This window comes from Sulfitobacter sp. SK012 (assembly GCF_003352085.1).
Lineage (GTDB): Bacteria > Pseudomonadota > Alphaproteobacteria > Rhodobacterales > Rhodobacteraceae > Sulfitobacter.
Map to the genome: position 1 here is coordinate 132,121 of NZ_CP025805.1, position 20,853 is coordinate 152,973.

At 56.7% G+C, this 20,853-nt stretch carries 21 protein-coding genes; 10 read left to right on the forward strand and 11 right to left on the reverse strand.

The genetic code is table 11. The features are described from left to right. The first annotated feature begins 15 nt into the window (after positions 1–15). Positions 16–909 (forward strand): helix-hairpin-helix domain-containing protein, encoded by an 894-nt coding sequence (locus C1J03_RS23930; RefSeq protein WP_114889252.1) that lies wholly within the window; start codon positions 16–18, stop codon positions 907–909. A 443-nt stretch (positions 910–1,352) separates the two neighbouring features. Here C1J03_RS23930 and C1J03_RS23935 read toward each other — a convergent pair whose 3' ends face one another. From C1J03_RS23935 to C1J03_RS23980, 10 genes are read right to left on the reverse strand one after another with little or no spacing between them, the layout of a single operon-like run. Beyond that, positions 1,353–2,252 carry a F0F1 ATP synthase subunit gamma gene (locus C1J03_RS23935; RefSeq protein ID WP_114889253.1) on the reverse strand — a complete coding sequence of 300 codons (900 nt, stop codon included), beginning with the start codon at positions 2,250–2,252 and terminating at the stop codon, positions 1,353–1,355. Continuing rightward, positions 2,236–3,774: a F0F1 ATP synthase subunit alpha gene (locus tag C1J03_RS23940; RefSeq protein WP_114889254.1), complete on the reverse strand. Its 1,539-nt coding sequence runs from the start codon at positions 3,772–3,774 to the stop codon at positions 2,236–2,238. The genes C1J03_RS23935 and C1J03_RS23940 overlap by 17 nt, the downstream gene beginning before the upstream one ends. Beyond that, entirely contained in the window at positions 3,771–4,535 is a 765-nt protein-coding gene (locus C1J03_RS23945) for a F0F1 ATP synthase subunit B family protein (RefSeq protein WP_114889255.1), read from the reverse strand. The genes C1J03_RS23940 and C1J03_RS23945 overlap by 4 nt, the downstream gene beginning before the upstream one ends. A gap of 3 nt (positions 4,536–4,538) precedes the next feature. After that, positions 4,539–4,826 carry a F0F1 ATP synthase subunit C gene (locus C1J03_RS23950; protein ID WP_114889256.1) on the reverse strand — a complete coding sequence of 96 codons (288 nt, stop codon included), beginning with the start codon at positions 4,824–4,826 and terminating at the stop codon, positions 4,539–4,541. Then, a complete protein-coding gene (locus C1J03_RS23955) occupies positions 4,823–5,518 on the reverse strand; it encodes a F0F1 ATP synthase subunit A (RefSeq protein WP_114889257.1) in 696 nt (231 codons plus the stop codon). Before C1J03_RS23955 ends, C1J03_RS23950 begins: the two co-directional genes overlap by 4 nt. Continuing rightward, entirely contained in the window at positions 5,515–5,814 is a 300-nt protein-coding gene (locus tag C1J03_RS23960; protein ID WP_254694300.1) for an N-ATPase subunit AtpR, read from the reverse strand. The genes C1J03_RS23955 and C1J03_RS23960 overlap by 4 nt, the downstream gene beginning before the upstream one ends. Beyond that, on the reverse strand, positions 5,811–6,098 hold the full coding sequence (locus C1J03_RS23965) for an AtpZ/AtpI family protein (protein ID WP_114889258.1): 288 nt from the start codon (positions 6,096–6,098) through the stop codon (positions 5,811–5,813). The genes C1J03_RS23960 and C1J03_RS23965 overlap by 4 nt, the downstream gene beginning before the upstream one ends. Beyond that, positions 6,095–6,505 carry an ATPase gene (locus tag C1J03_RS23970; protein WP_114889259.1) on the reverse strand — a complete coding sequence of 137 codons (411 nt, stop codon included), beginning with the start codon at positions 6,503–6,505 and terminating at the stop codon, positions 6,095–6,097. The genes C1J03_RS23965 and C1J03_RS23970 overlap by 4 nt, the downstream gene beginning before the upstream one ends. Continuing rightward, positions 6,502–7,890, reverse strand: coding sequence for a F0F1 ATP synthase subunit beta (atpD, locus tag C1J03_RS23975; protein ID WP_114889260.1), 1,389 nt, complete (start codon positions 7,888–7,890; stop codon positions 6,502–6,504). The genes C1J03_RS23970 and atpD overlap by 4 nt, the downstream gene beginning before the upstream one ends. After that, positions 7,887–8,123, reverse strand: coding sequence for a hypothetical protein (locus C1J03_RS23980; RefSeq protein WP_114889261.1), 237 nt, complete (start codon positions 8,121–8,123; stop codon positions 7,887–7,889). Before C1J03_RS23980 ends, atpD begins: the two co-directional genes overlap by 4 nt. A 473-nt stretch (positions 8,124–8,596) precedes the next feature. On the opposite strand from C1J03_RS23980, the gene C1J03_RS23985 reads away from it, so the two are divergent. The 5 genes from C1J03_RS23985 to C1J03_RS24005 all read left to right on the forward strand — a co-directional run bounded on the left by C1J03_RS23985 (position 8,597) and on the right by C1J03_RS24005 (position 14,458). After that, positions 8,597–10,444 carry a PHA/PHB synthase family protein gene (locus tag C1J03_RS23985; protein ID WP_114889262.1) on the forward strand — a complete coding sequence of 616 codons (1,848 nt, stop codon included), beginning with the start codon at positions 8,597–8,599 and terminating at the stop codon, positions 10,442–10,444. Positions 10,445–10,450: 6 nt separating this feature from the next. Beyond that, positions 10,451–11,221, forward strand: a complete 771-nt coding sequence (gene fabI, locus C1J03_RS23990; RefSeq protein WP_114889263.1) for an enoyl-ACP reductase FabI — start codon at positions 10,451–10,453, stop codon at positions 11,219–11,221. Positions 11,222–11,268: 47 nt separating this feature from the next. Continuing rightward, positions 11,269–12,666, forward strand: coding sequence for a bifunctional enoyl-CoA hydratase/phosphate acetyltransferase (locus tag C1J03_RS23995; protein ID WP_114889264.1), 1,398 nt, complete (start codon positions 11,269–11,271; stop codon positions 12,664–12,666). Further along, positions 12,663–13,853, forward strand: coding sequence for an acetate/propionate family kinase (locus C1J03_RS24000; protein WP_114889265.1), 1,191 nt, complete (start codon positions 12,663–12,665; stop codon positions 13,851–13,853). Before C1J03_RS23995 ends, C1J03_RS24000 begins: the two co-directional genes overlap by 4 nt. Positions 13,854–14,029: 176 nt before the next feature. Continuing rightward, entirely contained in the window at positions 14,030–14,458 is a 429-nt protein-coding gene (locus C1J03_RS24005; RefSeq protein ID WP_114889266.1) for a hypothetical protein, read from the forward strand. 175 nt (positions 14,459–14,633) lie between these two features. On the opposite strand, the gene C1J03_RS26150 is transcribed toward C1J03_RS24005, so the two are convergent. Then, a complete protein-coding gene (locus tag C1J03_RS26150; RefSeq protein WP_368073937.1) occupies positions 14,634–14,744 on the reverse strand; it encodes a hydrolase in 111 nt (36 codons plus the stop codon). 770 nt (positions 14,745–15,514) lie between these two features. Between C1J03_RS26150 and acsA the strand changes: the two genes are divergently transcribed. Genes acsA through C1J03_RS24030 form a run of 4 tightly spaced genes read left to right on the forward strand, consistent with a single transcriptional unit; the run spans position 15,515 to position 20,770 of the window. Then, positions 15,515–17,260, forward strand: a complete 1,746-nt coding sequence (gene acsA, locus C1J03_RS24015) for an acetate--CoA ligase (protein ID WP_114889267.1) — start codon at positions 15,515–15,517, stop codon at positions 17,258–17,260. Continuing rightward, positions 17,257–19,260 (forward strand): pyruvate dehydrogenase (acetyl-transferring) E1 component subunit alpha, encoded by a 2,004-nt coding sequence (gene pdhA, locus C1J03_RS24020; RefSeq protein ID WP_114889268.1) that lies wholly within the window; start codon positions 17,257–17,259, stop codon positions 19,258–19,260. Before acsA ends, pdhA begins: the two co-directional genes overlap by 4 nt. Continuing rightward, complete coding sequence (locus C1J03_RS24025; protein WP_114889269.1) at positions 19,257–20,528, forward strand: dihydrolipoamide acetyltransferase family protein; 1,272 nt, start codon at positions 19,257–19,259, stop codon at positions 20,526–20,528. Before pdhA ends, C1J03_RS24025 begins: the two co-directional genes overlap by 4 nt. Then, complete coding sequence (locus C1J03_RS24030; protein ID WP_114889270.1) at positions 20,525–20,770, forward strand: acyl carrier protein; 246 nt, start codon at positions 20,525–20,527, stop codon at positions 20,768–20,770. The genes C1J03_RS24025 and C1J03_RS24030 overlap by 4 nt, the downstream gene beginning before the upstream one ends. Positions 20,771–20,853: the final 83 nt, after the last annotated feature.

Consider the following 20,853-nt stretch of genomic DNA (forward strand, 5'->3'; position numbering starts at 1 on the left):
TGACCGGAGGAAACTATGGCTCCCCAACAAACGTGCGAAGATAATCTGTCTGAAAACCGCTTTGTCGCCGACAAATTGGAGGATGTGGCAAGCCTTTTGGACCAGCAGAACGCCTCGCTTTTCCGCGTGCGGGCTTACCGCGATGCGGCCAGTTACCTGCGGGGACTGCCACATCCTGTCCGGCTCGACTATCAGAGCGGGGGCAAGCGTGGTCTCGATGATTTGCCCACAATCGGCCCGTCAATTGCAGCCACCATCGCCGAAATTCTTGATACTGGCGCATTGGGCCTTCTGGACCGCCTGCGCGGTGCTGCCGATCCAGAACAAGTATTTCAGTCCGTGCCGATGATTGGCCCCGCGCTGGCCCGTCAGATCCATGATGACTTGGGCATTGATACGCTGGAAGCGCTAGAGGCGGCTGCCTATGATGGGCGACTGGCCACCATCAAGGGGATCGGACCACGCCGTGTCGAAAGCCTGCGTCATTCTCTGACCGACATGCTGGCGCGCAGACGTCCCCGACAGGCCCCAAGGGATCGCCAACAGCCGTCCATCGCTGACATTCTTGCGGTTGATCAGGCCTATCGCAGCAATGTGGAGCAACTGCCCACGATCAAACCGCGCCGGTTCAATCCGACTGGTGGCACGCGTCTGCCGATCCTGCATACAGAACGAGACGAATGGCAATTTACCGCACTCTTTTCAAACAGCCCGACTGCGCATCGCTTCGGAAAAACCCGCGACTGGGTGGTGATCTATTTTGAACGCTCTGATCAGCCTGAAGCACAGGTAACCGTTGTCACCGAACATGGTGGCCCACTTGGCGGCAAACGCGTCATTCGCGGACAGGAGGAGGCCTGTGCCGCCCATTACGAAGCACCTGATCATAGGCATCTGCAATCACTATGAGGCGCACCACTTATCCGAATCAAAAACCAAAGATTGATCCACCTATCTCGAATTGACGAACATGCACCGTCGACGCTGAGCACCCCCAAGAACGACCAATGTTGGGAATTCTTCATTGAGCATGAGTTCGATGGGTCGCCCGACCGTCTTTTACATATTGTTGCCCGACATTCGTCCGGAGCCTAGGACGAAGGTGAAGTGATGATGGGCAAAAAATGGCAAATGTGAGTCAATCACTGGTTTCGCTGAACTCATCAGCACCCGTGATTTGATCGACAGTATGCCAGAAGGTTAATTCATCGCCAGTTGCCTTACCTGTGTCGCACTGGGTTTTGAAACCATCAGCGTGCTCGCATGATACTTTGTGCGGCAGGATCAGCATCCTGAAGGGGAACGAGCAGCTTCAGTATCAGGCTCAGAACGACCCCTGCAACAAGGCCTGATCACTGCCGTTCGGGTTCTTTTCGCTTTTTCAACGCCTCAAACCCGATGATCACATCGAGCAACTCCGTAGTTATTTCATCCTGACGCACAGCGCGAGTTTCTGCGCCAAGCTCCTCCAGCTTGTCATCAACCGATCTCTCTGCTTGCTGCATCAGCGCCAGACGTGCGGCGTTTTCGGTCATCAGTGCCTCGGCAATGGCACGAAACAGCGTGGCGAATAGATGGCTGCGCACTAACGCCGTGAACAGGTCATTCGCAGGCATCGAATAGCAAGGTCGGCTGCGCGACACCCAAGGCTTTGCGCTCAGGTCGCCCAGAAGGCATTGATCAAGTGGCAGCAAGGGGGTGATGGCCGGCCCCTGTCCGTTGGTGTCGTTTTGCGTGACATAAGCAAGGGATACAGCCATATCGTACGGATGGACCGATTTGCGGGTCGCTTCCAGACGCTGCGTGAGAAGGTTTGCCAGACGCCCAATCCCGTCAACAGATGCTGCGGGAAAAAACGTCTCTTCGATGATGATGTTCTGGTCCCTCAACGCATCTGCCATCTGCGCGCCGACACAGAGCACCGTCGACACATCCATGCCCTGTTCGGCCAGCTTCCCTGCCACATGGCCCGCTAGCGACTCGTTGTAGTTGCCGCACAACCCGTGATCCGACCCGAAGACGATCAGGATCAGCCGCATTTCGCGGGCGGATGTTGGTACCAGCGGTCCGAACCGGGTCATAAAGGCATGCAGCCCCTCCAGAACAGTCTCGTGATAGGTCTCGATTGCCCTTGCGGCCTGCTCATAGGGGGCCAAATTGATGATGGACAGGGTTTTCATTGTATGCACGACGCTACGGATTCCCCGCATGCTGGTCGTTCGACGCCCGAGGGTTTCAAGCGTTTGCGCCATTTTTCTCTCTCAAGTTTGCGCGTGCCTTTCGACCCAACTCCACCATTCTGGTCCGGTCGTAGTCGGCAAGCGGAGCGTTCTCAGAAATGCGCGTAACGACATCGCCAAGGTCTCGCTTCGCGATCGACCTGAGCCCGCTCATGACCTGGATCGTTTCAGGCTCACTTAATCCATCGAACTGTCCCTCCATCGCCGCCACCAAAACAGTTAACTGTTCGACGGCGGGGATCGGATCGCGTTCCGGCTGTCGCAAAGCAGCCCTCACCGCCGCCCCACGTGTCAAGCGGGCACGTGTCGCGTCGTCGAGCCTGGTGCCAAAACGGGCGAAGTCTTCCAATTCTTCGAACTGCGAAAGAGTCACGCGCAGGTTTCCGGCTACGGACCGGAACGCCTTAGACTGCGCCTTGCCGCCCACGCGCGACACCGACACACCTAAATCGACCGCGGGGAACTGATTTTTGCGCACAAGACGCGGCGAAAGATATATCTGCCCATCGGTGATGGAGATGAGGTTGGTGGGGATATAGGCTGCGAGGTTTTCCGCTTGCGTTTCGACCACTGGCAGAACCGTGATGGAACCGCCCCCGGCGGACGAGGTGAACTGCCCTGCCCGCTCCAGCAACCGCGCATGGATGTAAAAAATGTCGCCCGGAAAGGCCTCGCGCCCCGGCGGACGGCGAAGCAAAAGCGATAGCTCCCGGTATGACCGTGCATGGTGGGTCATGTCATCCAGTATGACCAGAACATCCTTGGCTTGGCTCGCGAAATACTCTGCCATAGTCATTGCCGCGTAGGGAGCAACATAGGCAAGGCCTGCCGCATCCTCGTCGCCCGCCGACATTACGATACTGTTCTCCATCATGTCGCCGTCACGAAGCGCCCCGATGACTTTGGCCACCGCATCGCCACGTTGGCCGATGGCGCAGTAGACACAGATCACGCCGGTCGTCTTCTGGTTCAGGATCGCATCCACCGCCAGCGATGTCTTGCCGGTTTGACGGTCACCGATGATCAGTTCGCGCTGTCCAAGGCCCACAGGTACGGCGGCGTCGATTGCCTTGATCCCCGTCGCCAGCGGCCGCGTAATGGCCTGCCTGTCGAGGATTTGGGGGGCCTCCGCCTCCACCGGTCGCGTCGCTTCGGTCTTGATCTGGCCTTTGCCATCTCTTGGATTGCCAAGCGCATCGACAACGCGGCCCAACAGCGCGGGACCGACCCGTGTGCTGACGACCTTGTGGGAGCGTGTGACGCGTTCGCCCACCGACACGCAGTCGCTGGGGCCAAGCAGGACAACACCAAGGCGGCCCGGTTCCAGATCGAGAACGATACCCTGCATACCACTGGCAAAACGGAGCAACTCGTCGGACAATGCACGTTCCAGCCCGGTTACAATGGCGATACCGTCCGCTACCTCGGCCACCCTCCCGACCTCGCTGAGGCGCGGTGACGGGGATGGGCTGGCCAAAAGCGCTTCTACAAGCGCGTCGGGGCCTGACATCGGGTTGGTGGCTGCGTTGGTCATGTCGAAGCCATCTTTAGATCAACACCAGCGGCCAGTTGCGCGTCCAGCAGATCGCTCAGGCCGTCGATATAGCCATCGACCGTCCAATCCAGTTGAGCGCCACCGATCCGCAGCATGACGCCGGGAGGCTGGTCCGCATCGGTTTCGAACTGAACTGGAATGTCCGGGAACACGCTCTGCAAATGGGCTGTCAGATCGTCTCGAGCAGATTGGGAAAACTTACCTTGGCTAGTGACAGTCGCCGTCTTGCTTTGTCCCGCAGCAACACGCAGATCTTCGGCCATCGGTTCAATCCGTTTGGCAAGATTATGGGCAATTCGACCTTCCAGCGTCTCATCCGCAAGATCACTCAGCGCCTTGCGGGTCAAAGACAGCAAGGCACCACCGCCTGCGCACTGCAATTTCGCGGCATATTTGTGCCTCTCTTCCTCCAGATGCACAGCCCAGGCAACGCGTTCTTTCTCCAGCCGTTTGCGCGCTTCATCCAAGAGGGCGTCGCGCTGTGTCTCGGCGTCCTGTCGCACAGCCTCTGCCATGTCGGATTGTTTAGCATTCAGCGCCCTAACCTGATCCAGATGCTCCTGTTCCGCTGCCTGCGCCTTTTCCTTTGCAAGCACGGCTTCCTGCATCCGGTTTTTGATCTCGGCCTCACGGGCGTCAATCCCATCCAGAATAGGGCGGTACAAAAATCGCCTCAGAAGCCAGACAAGTACCAGAAAATTGGCGATCTGGGCGGCCACCGTGATCCAGTCAATCGACATATGTCAGCTTCCTGTCGCCTGAGCGGCAGCCACTGCGGCGTTCCAGAATGGGTTGGCGAAAATCAGGATCATCGCAACGACAAAACAATAGATGGCAGTAGACTCGATCATGGCAAGACTGACGAACAGCGTTCTGGAAATAGCAGATGCCGCGTCGGGTTGCTGCGCGATCGCGCTTAACGCGGATGAAGCGGTACGTCCTTCACCAAGCGCGGGACCGATTGCTCCGAAGGAGACGGTTAATCCTGCGGTAAAGATCGAAATGCCGGCGATGATGCCAAGGTCTGTCATGGGATTTCCTTTTCAGGTTGTGATGGTTTGGGAGGTGCCGTCGCGCTGGAGATGTAGACCGTAGCCAAGATTGCAAAGATATAGGCTTGGATCATGCCGGTCAGCAGGCCGAGCACATCCATAACGACAGGAAAGAAGAAGGGTGCCACGCTGAGCAGAATGGCCGCGATAACGGCCCCGCTCATGATGTTGCCGTAAAGCCGGATCGCCAGCGATATCCCGCGCGAGAATTCCGATATGATATTGAACGGCAGCATGATAAAAGACGGATCAAGATAGGTCTTGAGATATCCGCCCAAACCCCGGCTGGTGATGCCGAACAAGGGAACTGCGATAAGCACCGATAGCGCCAGCGCCGTTGTCGTAGACAACGAAGCCGTCGGCGGCTCGAACCCTGGAACAACCAGCAACAGGTTTGACATGGCGACAAACAAAAACAGCGTACCTGCGTAGTATAGCAGGTAGTCGGATGGGCCTTGCGCAACTTCTTTGATCTGGCTTTGAATGCCTTGCACAATGACCTCCAACATGGTCCTCCAGCGATTTGGCGGCACGTCGGGGCGCAGATTTCGGGTGATCAGAAGGGACGCCACAGTCAGCAGCGCCATAACGATCCATGTATAGAAAATCGTCGCGTTGACCCCATAGCCCCAGGCCTCGAACATGATTGTCTGATCCGGCGACAGATTCATGGCGCATCCCTGAAAGGTACACCCGCGCGAGCGATTGCAGTCGCGACTGTACGCACAATGAAAAATGCTAAAGCAAATCCTGCCAAGACGAATGGGCCAAGATAGAAAGCTACAGCCCAACCTATCCCCAGAAGGACCGCAATCCGCAGAAGGGCACTTAAAACTAATATGTTGATCGGCCGCTCTGTCAGAAGCGCCAGACGCATCCCTAAGCCGAGGCCAGCGAAAAACACCATTGATGTGGCAGCACCAATAGCCAATCCTAACGCCACCGCGTTCCAGTCCACAACAATCATTTGTCGCCTCCTTCTTTGTTAATCCACGACGCGGCAATAAAGGCCCCTATAACGACCCCGCCCAAGATTAGGGCGATGGTCCATGAAAAGCTTTGGGGTGCCACCCGATCGAGCCAGAGCCCCAGAAAAGCTCCGCCAACGGTCGGCACCGCAATGGACCAGCCGATCATGCCAAAGGTGCCGATACCGCGCAGCGGGCTTGGGCCCGGATCGTCGCGAGCGGATTTCAACCGCTTTGCGTGACGGGCGATATCCTCAGCCGATTTGTCGGGTTTGGGCGTCATGGGTGCGGCTTTCTCAATTCGGCAAAACGACGGACCACATCCGCTTCCAGTCGCGAGAAGGCCGAACGCGCCTGACGTTCCTCGTCGTCCATCTCAATGAACTTGGCCCTGACCGTGTCGTTCAAACTCCCAAGGTCGTCACCACGCACGCCGCGCAGCACCGCCGCGACAACGTGGTGACCCTTCTTGACCAAAAGGCCTTCGTCCAAGCCGAATATCTCCTCTGATCCGTCTGCCATGCGTAGCGTCATAACCGACGGCACCAAAGCGGTGACAAAATCGGCATGGTTAGGCAGGATCCCAAAAGCCCCGTCCTGTGCAACTGCGGTCAGGCGGGTCGCCCGCCCCTCGAGCAGCGTCCGCGTGGGAAGTCGCACCGTAACGCTCATCTCCTGCGCCATGCTCATGGCTTGACCTCAAGATCACTCAAGGGACCGATCATGTAGTAGGCGCTTTCGGGATGTTCGAACTCTGTCTGGGCCAGAATTGCCTCGCATCCATCCAGCGTTTCCGCGATGGGCACCAGCTTGCCCGGTTTCCCTGAAAAGGACTCTGTTGTGACGAACGGCTGGGTCAGAAACCGCTCCAACCGCCGTGCGCGGGCCACCGTGGCCCGATCAGCCGCCGACAGTTCCTCAAGGCCGAGCATCGCGATGATGTCGCGCAATTCCTCATACTCCGCCAAAGTCCGCCGTACGCCCCGCGCAATATCATAATGCCGCTGCCCGACGACCGCTGGCGTCAGCATGATCGAGGCCGAAGTCAGCGGATCAACCGCCGGATACAGGCCTTCGCTGGCGCGTTTGCGCGACAGCACCACCGAGGCCGAGAGGTGGGAGAAGATATGCGCTGCTGCCGGATCGGTGAAATCATCCGCGGGCACATAGACCGCCTGAATAGAGGTGATCGCACCGCGGCTGGTGGAGGTGATACGTTCCTCCAAGGCCGCCAGTTCGGTGGCGAGCGTCGGTTGGTATCCCACCCGCGACGGCATCCGACCCATAAGGCCTGACACCTCGGCCCCCGCCTGAACAAAGCGGAAAATATTGTCGATCAGCAATAGAACGTCCTGCCCTTTGTCATCGCGAAAATACTCCGCCATGGTCAGGGCCGTATTACCGATCAGAAACCGCACCCCGGGGGCCTCATTCATCTGGCCAAACAGCATCACCGTGTTGTCGCGCACGCCTGCTTCGCCCATCTCTCGATAAAGCTCCTCCGCCTCACGCGACCGCTCACCAATACCACAGAAGAGACTGACGCCCTTGTGGTGCTGGACGGTATTGTTGATTAACTCGGTGATCAGGACGGTCTTGCCAACCCCTGCTCCACCAAACAGCCCGGTTTTCCCACCGCGTTCGATGGGCGACAGAAGATCTATTGCCTTAATCCCGGTTTCAAGAATTTGCGACTTGAGCACACGGTCGCTGAGCGCTGGCGGCGTTTGGTGGATGGACCGCCGCGCTACCGCCTCTGGTGCGGGGCGTCCATCAATCGGCGCGCCGAACACATCCAGCATCCGACCCAGAACGCCCTCGCCCACAGGCACCATGATAGGCCCGCCGGTTGCCTTGACCGTCATGCCAAGGCCCAGGCCGCGCACCGGGGCCATCGAAATGGCCCGCACAAGTCCCTCGCCGACGAGCGCTGAAACCTCTAACGCCACATCTCCGGCAAACAGAAGATCATGGATCTGCGGGACCGGTCCGTGGAAGACAACATCGACCACCCCGCCACGGATTGCTGCGATGCGTCCGTCTGTCTCGGATTTGGTTTCGATTTCTGTGGTCATGACGCGCCTTCATGGTTCAGGGCGACCTGTGTTTTGATGGTCCCTTCAAGCAGCGCCAAAGCGTTATTCAATCGGCCTCTACCGGTGATACCACCGCGATCCACAATGTCGCAGGCGGCCACTCGTCTCGAACCTGTGGAGCCCGCCACAAGGGCCGTAAGAGCTAAGAGACCCACTTTGCCAGATGTATCGATTTTCTCGTTTTCTAGCGTTGCGGCACTGTCGGTCGCCATCTGAGTTCTTCCTTTTTTGAAACGGGCGCCCGGTGGAAACCGGTGCTTCCTGACGAGGCGTCGCGCGCGAAAGGTCAGTCTGCGGCCTCCTGCTCTCTTTCGGCATTTTGTCATCAAGACACCACGGGACATCAGTTGATTACCTAGACCTGACAGGAAGCGCTGGTTTCAGATTGATTTGCATCAATCACCAAGCGGTATCCTGCGCTGTTGTCCGGCAAGAGTGGCTGTTTTGAATCGCTCAACCTTAAGGCAGTTGTTGGGTATAGCTAGTTGCGAGCTTTCGATGAGGTTTGAATACAATGCCTCCAGGGCATCGTCGTGACTAAAAAATGAGCGGAAACTCGATTTCGTTCCGTAATGTTGGCGATTTAACAGCGCGTCTCGCCCGCCAATTGACGCACATCAATCAACAACCAGCCTCTCCCTCTATCCCTCAGGCAGGTTCTCAATAATTTGCTAGGATCCGAAAGATGACCAAAGTCACTTCCCTTCGCGACGCACCAGCATCGGCAAACAAAAACAAGGGCGAACCCGCTCATGGTCACACCGTACCGCCTGCAGGTATCCTGCAAACAGACCGCCTGCCCCACACGCATACCACCATGGAGCAAGCATTGGACAAGGGCCTGAAGGCTGCTCAGTCGAGATTGACCGGTGGCCTGTCGCCCATCGCCCTTACTGCGGCTTATGCAGATTGGTTGCTGCACCTGTCAGCCGCCCCTGGCAAACAGATGGAGCTGGCGGAAAAGGCAGTGAGGAAGGCGTCGCGCTTTGCCAATTTCGCGGCTGCTTGCTCGCAAAATCCCGAAAAGCCCGAAACCTGCATTGACCCTCTTCCGCAGGACAAGCGGTTCAGCGGGAAAAGATGGCAAAAATGGCCCTTCAACGCGATGTCGCAGGCGTTCTTGTTGAACCAACAACTGTGGCACAACGCGACGACCGGGCTTGCAGGCGTCACCCAGCAACATGAAAACGAAGTGACCTTCGCCGCGCGCCAGATGCTCGACATCTTCTCTCCGTCCAATTTCGCGCTGACCAACCCTGAGGTGCTGGCGAGAACCTTCTCCGAAGGAGGCATGAACCTTCTACGTGGCTGGCAGAACTTCATTGAGGATGCGTCCCGCACCAATTCGGGCAAGAAACAAGCGGGGCTGGACGCATTTGAGTTGGGCAAGAACATGGCCACATCGCCCGGCAAGGTCGTCTATCGAAATCACTTGATCGAATTAATCCAATACACGCCGACCACTGAAAAGGTCCACCCGGAACCCATCTTGATCGTGCCGGCATGGATCATGAAATACTACATCTTAGATCTCAGCGCGCAAAACTCGCTAGTCCGCCATCTGACGGGGCAAGGGTTCACGGTGTTCATGATCTCATGGAAGAACCCGGATGAGGGCGACCGGGATCTTGGCATGGACGATTATCTGTCGCTTGGCGTTATGGACGCGCTTGATGCAGTGGATGCCACCACCGACGGCGCAAATATTCACGCCCTAGGCTATTGTCTGGGGGGCACACTTTTGTCTATTGCCGCGGCGGCAATGGCCCGTGACCGTGACAAACGGCTGCAAAGCCTGACGTTCCTTGCGACCCAGACCGACTTTACCGAAGCCGGCGAGTTGATGTTGTTCATCAATGAAAGCCAGCTTGCCTATCTGGACGATATGATGTGGGACAAAGGCTATCTGGACACTAAACAGATGTCTGGGGCCTTTCAATTACTGCGCTCAAACGATCTGATCTGGTCACGTGTCATCCACGATTATCTGATGGGCGAGCCGTCCGACATGAATGATATGATGGCGTGGAACGCGGACGGCACGCGAATGCCCTACCGGATGCATTCGGAGTACCTGCGCCGCCTGTTCTTGAATAATGATCTGGCCGAAGGGCGCTACCTTGTTGGGGGCAAACCCATCGCCATTTCGGATATCCGTGCGCCGGTCTTTCTTGTTGGCACGGAACGCGATCACGTGGCACCATGGCGTTCGGTCTATAAATTCAAGCTATTGTCGGACACTGACGTGACATTCCTGTTGACGAACGGCGGTCACAATGCCGGGATCATCTCAGAGCCGGGCCATCCGCATCGGCATTACCGCATCAGCACCAAGGCCAAGGACGACGCCTACATCGACCCGGATCGCTGGGTGTCAGAGGTTGAGAGCATTGACGGATCGTGGTGGCCCGCCCTTACTGACTGGCTGGCCAATATGTCTGGCAAACCGGTGGCACCGCCTCCCCTTGGGGCGAAGGAAAAGGGCTTTGCGCCGATCTGCGACGCGCCCGGCACCTATGTGTTTCAGGAGTAACCAGTAATGCTGGAGAACCTCTTGAAAGGCAAACGTGGGCTTGTTGTCAGGATCGCAAACGAGCATGCCATCGCAGCGGGTTGCGCCATGGCATTTCATGCCGCTGGTGCCGAGCTGGCCGTGACCTATGCGAATGAGAAATCAAAGCCGTTCGTCGCGCCCGTGGTGGCCAAGCTGGACGCCCCTATTTTTCTGCCGCTTGACGTTGAGAGTGACGGTGAGATGGAGGCTGTGTTCAAAGCCGTTGAAAACGGATGGGGCAAACTGGGCTTTCTCCTGCATTCCATCGCATTTTGCCCGAAAGAAGACCTAAATGGCCCCGTTTCGCAGTGCTCGAGAGCCGGGTTTGCGCAGGCGATGGATGTCTCGGTGCACGCACTCATCCGCATGGCGCGCCTTGCAGTGCCTTTGATGAAGGATGGCGGCAGCATTCTGACGATGAGCTATTACGGTGCGGACAAGGTGGTGGATAACTACAATATCATGGGGCCGGTCAAATCCGCACTGGAAGGCACGGTGCGCTATCTGGCGGCAGAGTTGGGGCCGCAACAAATCCGCGTCAACGCGATCTCACCCGGACCTCTGCTAACGCGCGCGGGCTCGGGTATCGACCACTTTGGCGAGCTGTTGGAGGCCGCGCGCAAACGCGCACCTGAACACGGCCTTGTCAGCATCGAAGATGTGGGGAACATGGCTGGCGGTCTGGTCAGTGAACTGTCGGCCAAGGTGACGGGCAATACCTCTTACGTTGACGGCGGGTACCATGTGCTTGCTTAGGCCCCCACATTCCGCTCAAAGTCCAAACACCCAACCGGGACCCAAGCATGCAATATATTGAAAACAAGACCTTTGCGGAACTCAAATTGGGTGACAGTGCCGAATTGACACGCACGCTCAAATCAGAAGATATCGAACTGTTCGCCGTCATGTCAGGGGATGTAAACCCCGCCCATGTGGACGCAGACTTTGCCAAGTCAGACACGTTCCACAAAGTCATCGCGCATGGCATGTGGGGCGGTGCGCTGATTTCTGCGGTGCTTGGCACCGAATTACCCGGACCCGGCACGATCTATCTGAACCAGAACCTCAGCTTTCGCCACGCCGTTTGTCTGGGTGACACGGTCACGGTGCGGGTGACGGTGGCCGGCCTGAGTGCGGAACACCATCACGTGACACTCGACTGCCAGTGCATCAACCAAAGCGGCGAAACCGTCATTGAGGGTCAGGCACTAGTCGTGGCCCCCACCGAAAAGCTGCGCCGGCCCCGCACGACCTTGCCAGATGTGCATCTGCACATGCGCGGCGCGCGGTTCGATGCCTTGATCAAGGCCACGACGGCGCTGGACCCTGTGACAACAGCCGTGGTGCATCCATGTGACGCCCTGTCGCTTCAGGGCGCACTTGAGGCCGGTGACAAGGGCATGATTATCCCGATCCTTATTGGACCAAAGGCCAAGATCGAAGCCGCAGCAGCAGAGATTGAGCGTGATTTGTCCGGCATCGAGATTGTCGATGTGCCCCACAGCCATGCGGCCGCTGAACAAGCCGTCGCGCTGGCGCGGGCGGGCAAGGTGCATATGCTGATGAAAGGCAAACTTCACACCGACGAGTTGCTTGGCCCCGTAGTGAACAAGCAGACCGGTCTTCGGACAGAACGCCGCATGAGCCATGTTTTCGCGCTGGACGTTCCGACCTACCCCAAGCCGCTGCTGATCAGTGATGCGGCGATTAACATCTTTCCTGACCTGCAAACCAAATGCGATATCGTCCAGAACGCCATCGACCTTGCCCACGCCCTTGGCATCATTTTGCCCAAGGTGGCACTGCTGTCGGCGGTTGAGACTGTGACCGCGAAAATTCCGTCAACGCTCGATGCGGCGGCTCTATGCAAGATGGCCAGTCGTGGCCAGATCACAGGTGGCCTGCTGGACGGGCCTCTTGGCTTTGACAATGCGGTATCGAAAGCTGCGGCTCAGACCAAGGGTATTCTGTCCGACGTCGCGGGCGATGCGGACATCCTGATCGTGCCGGATATGGAGGCGGGCAATATGATTGCGAAACAACTTATCTATCTCGCAGGCGCTGATGCTGCGGGCATCGTTTTGGGCGCACGTGTCCCCATCGTGCTGACCAGCCGCGCGGATGGCCTGATATCGCGTCTGGCATCAGCGGCTATTGCGCAGTTGTTCGTGCACCATCAAGCCAGCGGCGCGCATTCATGAGCGGGGTTATTCTGACGCTCAACGCGGGATCATCCAGCCTGAAATTTGCGGTCTTTGATGCCAGTGTAACCGCGCCTAAGACGGCCACAATCGGCGGTAAAATCACTGATATTGGCCGCGATCCCGCATTTGCGGCCCGTGACGCTGAGGGCCGCGCGCTAGATAAAGGCCTGCTCATCACGCTTGATCCGTCACTCGATCATGAGCAACTGATGGCGTTGCTGCTGCCGTGGCTGAGCGAACATCTCGGCACCCAACCGCTTCTGGCGGTGGGACACAGGGTCGTACATGGCGGGCAAAAGTTTCAGAAACCGACCCCCATCACCGATGAAGTTCTGGCAGCACTGGAGGTGCTGGCCCCTCTGGCACCCTTACACCAACCCCATAACCTTGCCGCGATCCATGCGGTTTCCAACTGGCAACCTGGCTTGCAACAAATCGCCTGTTTCGACACCAGCTTTCATTCTGGCCGCGAGAGGCTCGCAGAATTGTTTGCCCTGCCCCGCGTCTTGAGCGATGAGGGGATTATCCGCTACGGGTTCCACGGCCTATCCTATCAATATATTGCAGGTGTCTTGCCTGACCACCTTGGCCCGCTTGCGAACGGACGGGTGATTGTTGCACACTTGGGCAATGGGTCCAGTATGTGCGCCATGAAGGACAGCAAAAGCGCCGCCACCAGCATGGGCTTTACCGCACTTGACGGCCTGATGATGGGCCGCAGGTGCGGCACGCTGGATCCTGGTGTGGTTCTGTATCTGATGCAGGCAAAAGGCATGAATGCCGCCGAGGTCGAGGATCTGCTCTACCGCCAGTCTGGGCTTCTGGGCGTCTCGGGGATCAGCAACAACATGCAGGTGCTATTGCAAAGCGACGATCCGCATGCGCAGGAAGCCGTCGATCTATATTGCTACCGCGCGGCCAGTGTCCTGGCGGGGCTGGTACCTGCGGTCGGGGGGCTTGATGTTTTGGTGTTCACGGCGGGGATCGGCGAGAATGCACCGGATGTACGCAAAAAGATCTGCGACAGGCTCACATGGCTTGGGGTCACGCTGAATCCAGACGCAAACGCCGAAAACGCAGTCGAGATAAGTGCCCAGCATTCCTCTGTTCGGGTTTTAACCTTGCCAACGAATGAAGAAGCCGTCGTTGCAAGTGCCTGCCGTTCCTTTCTTGCGCTCCCCTAAACGGCAACAGGGCAACTATCAGCGCGGTAATTGACCCAAATCAATGGCGGTCAAACTGGACAGGATAGAATTAGAGACCAGACGCAAAGCTCGGTCGCGCCCTATCCATATCTGCTCGAACACACACCACCTCCGTCAACAAGACCAACCATCACCCCAATCAAGAGGACCATATTATGGCAGACTTCCAAGGCAGCACAGATGCACTTCAGACGATGATGAAATCCGCTCAAGCCGCCCTCGCCACCGGGCCGGTGATGGCAACGCAGACCACGCATTACTGGCAGGCGCAGGATCGCTTTCTGACGGAATTTGAGAAGTTCTCAACCGATTGGTTCAAGCGGCACCACGCTGCGACACAGGCGGCACGTGATGCCAGCAAGGAAATGACCGAGGAGGTCACGAAAGATCCCGCCGCCGCAATCAAGGTGATGACGCAATGGCAAACCCATGCAATGAAGCGACTTACCGAAGAAGCGCAAGCCTGCACCGAAATGATGACAAACTGCATCGGCGCGCTGGTGCAAAACGAAGTCGAAGCGGTGGAGGAATCCATTGAAACGACGAAGCGGGCAATGAAACAAAGCAAGTCCGAACCCGTCTGATCGATCCGCCTTAAAGGTCGAGGTGCGATGTAGGGTGGAGGTTTAAGCCTGATTGCAGCGTGCTCGCCCGCGGGCGGATCTGGCAAATAGAAGAGGTGTGTTCTGGCCCAGTAACTGCGTAAGATTTACCAAGCGCACAGGGCACGCTCTTCATTTAGAGGTTTCATGGGCATCGTCAAGTTGTGGGGTCCGCGGCATCCGCCTCTTCGATATGTTGCTGTACGCGGGTGAAGACCTGACCCATATTCCAAGGTACATGCATTGCACTGCGCGTGGTGGCACGCACAAATTCTTTGCCCTAGAAGTGCAGCTTCTGATTGTCTTAACCTGCCGGTTTGAACCGGGGGCAACAGCCTGTTGTATCATCGCGGGTGTCATTGCGCAGGAGTGCTTTGGTCTGCATTTTTCCCTCCTCAACATCAGGTGGCCTTGATCCAAAAACCGTCTGGATAGCGCTTCACGGAATTTGACGTCTTATTCGATCAGCTATGTGAGATTGCAGTCTCCAATTCCAACTTGGCCATGCACAGCTTTTAGCAATGCTCAAACTCAGAGCATTCAACGCAGTCATCCCATTCTTCGATATTGGTTTGTATGCTCCTTTTTGAACGTCCCAGCCCCGCGCTATCCAATTAAAAAAAGAAAATACTTTTCCCTGCATTTTGTCATTGACTGAAAAACGCAGGCTGTCGTGAAACATGGTGCCATAGCAATGTTTGTGTTGTTTCATATCAAGTGCGTCTTCGGTATCTACAGTTTGAAAACCAGCCAACGATGACCCTCACGGATTCTAGCTCGAAGGCCAGCTATTTGTATCACCAGACGGATGGAAAATCGCCAGGTTGCGGTAAAATTTGAACAGCAATGTTACCCGCCTATATTGCACTGCACGGTACTGAACCGATTGCGCAACGCAATCAATCCAGAGAGGCAAGTGCGATCAGTTTTGCCCCAGCTATCACAGAGTGCCGCGCTGGAAATTGATCTTGGTCATATTGAATTTCGGAAAAGTGCATAGCGTCGATGCAGGCGGGTTACCGAAGGACGCCAAGATAAATGCAATCTGATCCAATCTTCAAAACAAGCGCAGCTGCCGATGCGGCGAATCTGCGTGAATATGATACTGAATATGCTGATTTTTCATGGGATGCTGCGCGCAAGTTAATTGATGGTCTGCCGGGTGGCGGCATCAATATTGCGTATGAGGCCATCGAGCGGCATGTGCTGACGGGCCACGGCCCGCAGATCGCATTGCGGTGGATCGCCAAATCCGGTGAACGCACTGACATCACATATGCGGAACTGTCTCTCCTCACCAACCGTTTTGCCAATGTTCTGCATAACTGCGGCCTAGAGAAAGGCGCGCGCGTCTATTCCCTTCTCGGACGCACCCCTGAACTTTACATTGCTGCCCTTGGCAGCTTGAAAGCCGGGTGCATATTTTGCCCCCTGTTTTCTGCTTTTGGCCCTGAGCCCATTCACGCGCGGATGGAAATCGGCGGAGCAAACGCGCTGGTCACGACCACCCGGCTGTACAAACGCAAAATCAGTGACTTGCGCGACAGGTTGCCGGAACTGCGCACTGTATTGCTTACCGATGGTGATGTTGAGGGGGGTGATCCGTTACCGCCGCTGATGGCTGAAGCGTCTGAAATGTTCCAAACTGAACGTATGAAGCCCGAAGATACCGCACTGTTGCACTTCACATCAGGTACAACCGGCAAACCCAAGGGTGTTGTTCATGTGCATGAAGCAGTGGTCGCACACCATATCACCGGCAGGCTCGCGCTGGATCTGAAACCCGGCGACAGCTACTGGTGTACTGCGGATCCCGGATGGGTCACGGGGACATCCTACGGCATCATCGCACCGCTGACCAATCGCGTCACCATGATCGTCGATGAAGGCGAGTTTGACGTCGCGCGTTGGTATGAGATTCTTGCAAATGAGGCCATAAACGTCTGGTATACGGCGCCCACCGCCATCCGAATGCTGATGAAGGCCGGCGGCAAGGCTGCCAAGGGCCATGATTTTACAGCCCTGCGGTTTATGGCAAGTGTCGGCGAGCCGCTGAATCCCGAGGCTGTCGTCTGGGGGAACGACGTCTTTGGTATGCCGTTTCATGACAACTGGTGGCAGACTGAAACCGGTGGCATCATGATTGCAAACTTTGCGTCTATGGCGGTCAGGCCCGGTTCGATGGGCAAGCCAATTCCCGGTATCGAGGCTGGTATTGTCGAGATCAGCAAAGATGGGGCAACCGAGCTGACGAAACCGATGGCCATTGGCGAGTTGGCCTTGCGTCCCGGATGGCCCTCAATGATGCGCGGTTATCTGCACGAGGACGCGCGCTATCGCAAATGCTTCCTGGACGGCTGGTATCTCAGTGGTGATCTGGCGATGCGGGACGCAGACGGGTATTTCTGGTTCGTTGGCCGCAGCAATGATCTAATCAAAAGTTCCGGTCATCTCATCGGCCCATTCGAGGTCGAAAGCGCGTTGATGGAGCATGAAGCTGTCGCTGAGGTGGGTGTCATTGGCATCCCGGACGACACTGCCGGCGAGCGGGTTAAGGCCTACGTTGCCCTCAAGCCTGGTTTTGAGGCCAGCGACGCATTGCTACTCGAGTTGATTGGCCACGCCCGTAAAAAACTGGGTCCGGCAGTTGCGCCAAAGGAAATTGTTTTTCGAGAGAACCTGCCTAAGACGCGCAGCGGCAAGATCATGCGCCGATTGCTCAAGACCCGTGAACTAGGGCTGCCCGAGGGTGATATTTCTACATTGGAAAGTGATGAGCGATGACCGTGACTACACTCAAACCGCGTCTGGACCATGCGCATGTGCGCAACCTGCTCAAGGGTATGATCCGCATCAGACGGTTCGAAGACAAATGCGCTGAGTTATACACGCAACAGAAGATCCGCGGCTTTCTGCACCTCTATGATGGCGAAGAGGCCATAGCCACAGGCATCATTCCTTTACTCACCGATAAGGACCGCGTTGTGGCTACCTACCGCGAACACGGACATGCGCTGGCGAGAGGTATCCCAATGGGGCGCGTGCTGGCAGAAATGTACGGTAAGGCCGAGGGCTGCACGGGCGGACGTGGTGGCTCGATGCATTTGTTCAGCAGCGATCACCGATTTTACGGTGGCAATGCAATTGTAGGTGGCGGACTTCCAATGGCCGTCGGTCTGGGGCTGGCCGATCGTTTGAACAAAGGTGACACTGTGACGGCCTGCTTTTGCGGCGAGGGTGCCGTCGCAGAAGGCGAGTTTCATGAAAGTCTGAACCTCGCGGCGCTCTGGAAATTGCCCGTTCTTTTTGTCTGCGAAAACAACGGCTATGCCATGGGAACGGCTTTGCAGCTATCGGAATCCCAAACCGACATCAGCGCAAAAGCGGCCTGCTATGGGATTGAAAGCGAAAGCGTAGATGGGATGGATGTTGTCGCTGTTGAAGGTGCTGCACGACGAGCACTCAAGCATATCGAGAACACCGGCCAGCCCTATTTCCTTGAGTGCCGCACCTATCGGTTTCGTGCCCATTCAATGTTTGACGCACAGCTCTATCGATCAAAAGAGGAGGTCGCCGAATGGCGTGAGAAAGGTCCCATCTTGCGCTTTCAGACCTGGTTGCAGGAAAGCGGCCTGCTGCACGCGGACGAGGTTTCGAAAATTATTGTTGAAGTGGACGAGGAGATCACGGAGGCTGTTGCCTTTGCCGAAGCTGGAAGTGATGAACCTGTGGAGACCCTCACCCAGTTTGTAATGTCACCTGATCGCCCTGCCCGGCCTGTTCCCGTTCCGCCCACAAAATCCGTCAAGACCACTTACCGAGACGCTGTGAAAGCTGGCATTGTTGACGCAATGTCGCGCGATCCTCGTGTATTCCTGATGGGAGAAGATGTGGGCCATTATGGTGGGTGCTATGCTGTCAGCAAGGGTCTGCTGGATCAGTTCGGCCCTGATCGTATCCGCGACACGCCCTTGTCTGAATCCGGATTTACCGGGGCTGGGATCGGGGCCGCGATCGCCGGCATGCGCCCGCTTGTCGAAGTCATGACCGTGAATTTCTCACTTCTGGCTTTGGATCAGATTCTGAACACCGCAGCAACGATACGGCACATGTCCAACAATCAGTTCGGAGTTCCAGTTGTGATCCGGATGGCAACCGGTGCAGGCAAGCAACTCGCGGCCCAGCACTCTCATTCGCTTGAGGGGTGGTACGCCCATATTCCAGGCCTGCGCGTGCTGACCCCAGCCACAATGGAAGACGCGCGCGGCATGTTGTGGACCGCGCTGGAAGATCCCGACCCCGTCCTCATTTTCGAGAATGTCATGCTCTACAACCGCGAAGGTGACATTGGTGACAATGCCGGGCCAGTTGATATTGACCGCGCCGCAGTACGGCGTGCCGGGAAAGATGTTTCGCTGATCACGTACGGCGGATCACTTTTTAAAACGCTGGAGGCCGCCGTGCAACTGGAAGCGGAAGGGATATCGGCCGAAGTCATCGACCTGCGCAGTCTGCGCCCTCTGGATATGGAAACCGTGATTGCGTCGGTTACCAAAACCCGACGTGCGCTAATGGTCGATGAAGGATGGAAAAGTGGGAGCCTGTCCGCAGAAATTGGAATGCGGCTGGCAGAAGAAGCATTCTTTGAACTTGATGCCCCCTTAGCGCGCGTTTGCAGCGAAGAGGTTCCAATCCCTTTTGCACAGCATCTGGAACAAGCGGCGATACCGCAAGTTTCAAAGATCGTGGCTGCAGTCAAAACGCTCATGCAGGCCAAGCCATGAGCGCTTTTCTCATGCCCTCACTTGGTGCAGATATGGATGCAGGAACCTTGGTGGAACAGCTGAAATCATCCGGTGACACAGTGAAACACGGGGAAGTAGTCGCCGCTGTCGAGACACAGAAAGGCGTCATTGAGATCGAAGCCTTTCAGGACGGTATTCTTGAGAAGTGGCTTGTGGACATCGGTTCAGAAGTGCCGGTCGGCACACCGCTTGCGAACATTAGGGCGGCGGATGAACAGGTGCTTTCAGGGCCAGCGGGCCAGCCGGAGGCACCCACGCCCGGCAAACCAGAGGTCCCACAGCCACATGACCCTCATCCTGCCCCCGACCTGCCAGAAGACCCGGCCCCACAGGACCCTTCACCGCAGCCCGCGGGCCCTGAATTTCCCATGCCTGATTTGCCTGAGCCAGAGATAGAGTGGCCCGAAGACACAATAACCAACATAGCCACCGTTGGCCAAACACGCGAGCGCATAACCCCGGCAGCACGCCGCAGGGCGGCACAAGCCGGGTTCGATCTGAGCTCCCTCGGAGCCCGGAAAAGCGGAACGACAATTACCCGCGAAGACATTTCGGCTTTGGTTGAAACGCCCCGCGCCGATCCCCTGCCTGATATGCGCGGTGCAATTGCTGCCGCTATGTCGCGCTCAAAGCGAGAAATCCCACACTATTACCTGTCCCATCAGGCAGACCTGACCAATGCTGACGCTTTCGTTGCCAAGACCAATTCAGACCGAGCTCCCGACGACCGACTTCTGCTCGGTGCTCTCTTTTTGAAAGCAATTGCACTTGCTGTCATAAAAGTGCCAGAAATGAACGGCCACTACGAAAACAACAGCTTCAATCCGAGTAAAGCCATCCATCCAGGACTGGCTATAAGCATGCGTGGCGGCGGATTGGTTGCCCCAGCACTTCTGGATGTCGCCTCACTGAAACTTGATGAATTGATGCGCAACATGCGTGATCTCGTCACTCGGGTTCGTGCAGGGCGATTCAGGTCTCGCGAGTTGTCAAATGCAACAATCACGCTGACCAGCCTAGGAGACAGAGGTGTCGACCAGTTATACGGTGTCATCTACCCGCCACAGGTTGCGATCGTCGGCATTGGCACGCCATCTCTGCGGCCGTGGGTATATGAAGGGCAAGTTGTCCCACGCTTGGTCGCCGATATCACGCTCGCCGCTGACCACCGCGCAAGTGATGGACGACGTGGCGCATTGTTTCTAAAAGCAATTGCAGAGAAGCTGAACACACCGGAAGCACTATGATTGATCAGGATGTTTCAACCGCACTGGAAGAAGAGCTGCATCGGATTGCTCCGGATGTAAGCCTTGCGGACATAGATCTGGCAGGAGACCTGCGTGAAGAATTCGACATCGATTCGATGGATTTTCTGACCCTCGTGACGGCCCTTGGCAAACGGTTTAACCTCGATATGCCCGAGGCGGATTATCCCAAGATGCAAAGCTTTAATGCTTTGACAGACTATCTGATCGCCCGGAAGGCCTAAGCTTTGGTGCGGCCGACAACGATTCAATAGCGCTTCACAAGACGAAAAGGTTTCGCAGAAAGCTCACCAGATTGTAGCTCGCC

Excerpts from the sequence above, each read along its gene's own strand:
- C1J03_RS23995 (WP_114889264.1), top strand. The coding sequence starts at position 11,269 with ATGCAATATATTGAAAACAAGACCTTTGCGGAACTCAAATTGGGTGAC.
- C1J03_RS24025 (WP_114889269.1), top strand. The coding sequence starts at position 19,257 with ATGAGCGCTTTTCTCATGCCCTCACTTGGTGCAGATATGGATGCAGGA.
- C1J03_RS23940 (WP_114889254.1), bottom strand. The coding sequence starts at position 3,774 with ATGACCAACGCAGCCACCAACCCGATGTCAGGCCCCGACGCGCTTGTA.
- C1J03_RS23950 (WP_114889256.1), bottom strand. The coding sequence starts at position 4,826 with ATGACAGACCTTGGCATCATCGCCGGCATTTCGATCTTTACCGCAGGA.
- C1J03_RS23930 (WP_114889252.1), top strand. The coding sequence starts at position 16 with ATGGCTCCCCAACAAACGTGCGAAGATAATCTGTCTGAAAACCGCTTT.
- C1J03_RS23945 (WP_114889255.1), bottom strand. The coding sequence starts at position 4,535 with ATGTCGATTGACTGGATCACGGTGGCCGCCCAGATCGCCAATTTTCTG.
- fabI (WP_114889263.1), top strand. The coding sequence starts at position 10,451 with ATGCTGGAGAACCTCTTGAAAGGCAAACGTGGGCTTGTTGTCAGGATC.
- C1J03_RS24000 (WP_114889265.1), top strand. The coding sequence starts at position 12,663 with ATGAGCGGGGTTATTCTGACGCTCAACGCGGGATCATCCAGCCTGAAA.
- acsA (WP_114889267.1), top strand. The coding sequence starts at position 15,515 with ATGCAATCTGATCCAATCTTCAAAACAAGCGCAGCTGCCGATGCGGCG.
- C1J03_RS23970 (WP_114889259.1), bottom strand. The coding sequence starts at position 6,505 with ATGAGCATGGCGCAGGAGATGAGCGTTACGGTGCGACTTCCCACGCGG.
- atpD (WP_114889260.1), bottom strand. The coding sequence starts at position 7,890 with ATGACCACAGAAATCGAAACCAAATCCGAGACAGACGGACGCATCGCA.
- C1J03_RS23985 (WP_114889262.1), top strand. The coding sequence starts at position 8,597 with ATGACCAAAGTCACTTCCCTTCGCGACGCACCAGCATCGGCAAACAAA.
- C1J03_RS23935 (WP_114889253.1), bottom strand. The coding sequence starts at position 2,252 with ATGGCGCAAACGCTTGAAACCCTCGGGCGTCGAACGACCAGCATGCGG.
- C1J03_RS24030 (WP_114889270.1), top strand. The coding sequence starts at position 20,525 with ATGATTGATCAGGATGTTTCAACCGCACTGGAAGAAGAGCTGCATCGG.
- C1J03_RS23960 (WP_254694300.1), bottom strand. The coding sequence starts at position 5,814 with ATGATTGTTGTGGACTGGAACGCGGTGGCGTTAGGATTGGCTATTGGT.
- C1J03_RS23965 (WP_114889258.1), bottom strand. The coding sequence starts at position 6,098 with ATGACGCCCAAACCCGACAAATCGGCTGAGGATATCGCCCGTCACGCA.
- C1J03_RS23980 (WP_114889261.1), bottom strand. The coding sequence starts at position 8,123 with ATGGCGACCGACAGTGCCGCAACGCTAGAAAACGAGAAAATCGATACA.
- C1J03_RS23955 (WP_114889257.1), bottom strand. The coding sequence starts at position 5,518 with ATGAATCTGTCGCCGGATCAGACAATCATGTTCGAGGCCTGGGGCTAT.
- pdhA (WP_114889268.1), top strand. The coding sequence starts at position 17,257 with ATGACCGTGACTACACTCAAACCGCGTCTGGACCATGCGCATGTGCGC.
- C1J03_RS24005 (WP_114889266.1), top strand. The coding sequence starts at position 14,030 with ATGGCAGACTTCCAAGGCAGCACAGATGCACTTCAGACGATGATGAAA.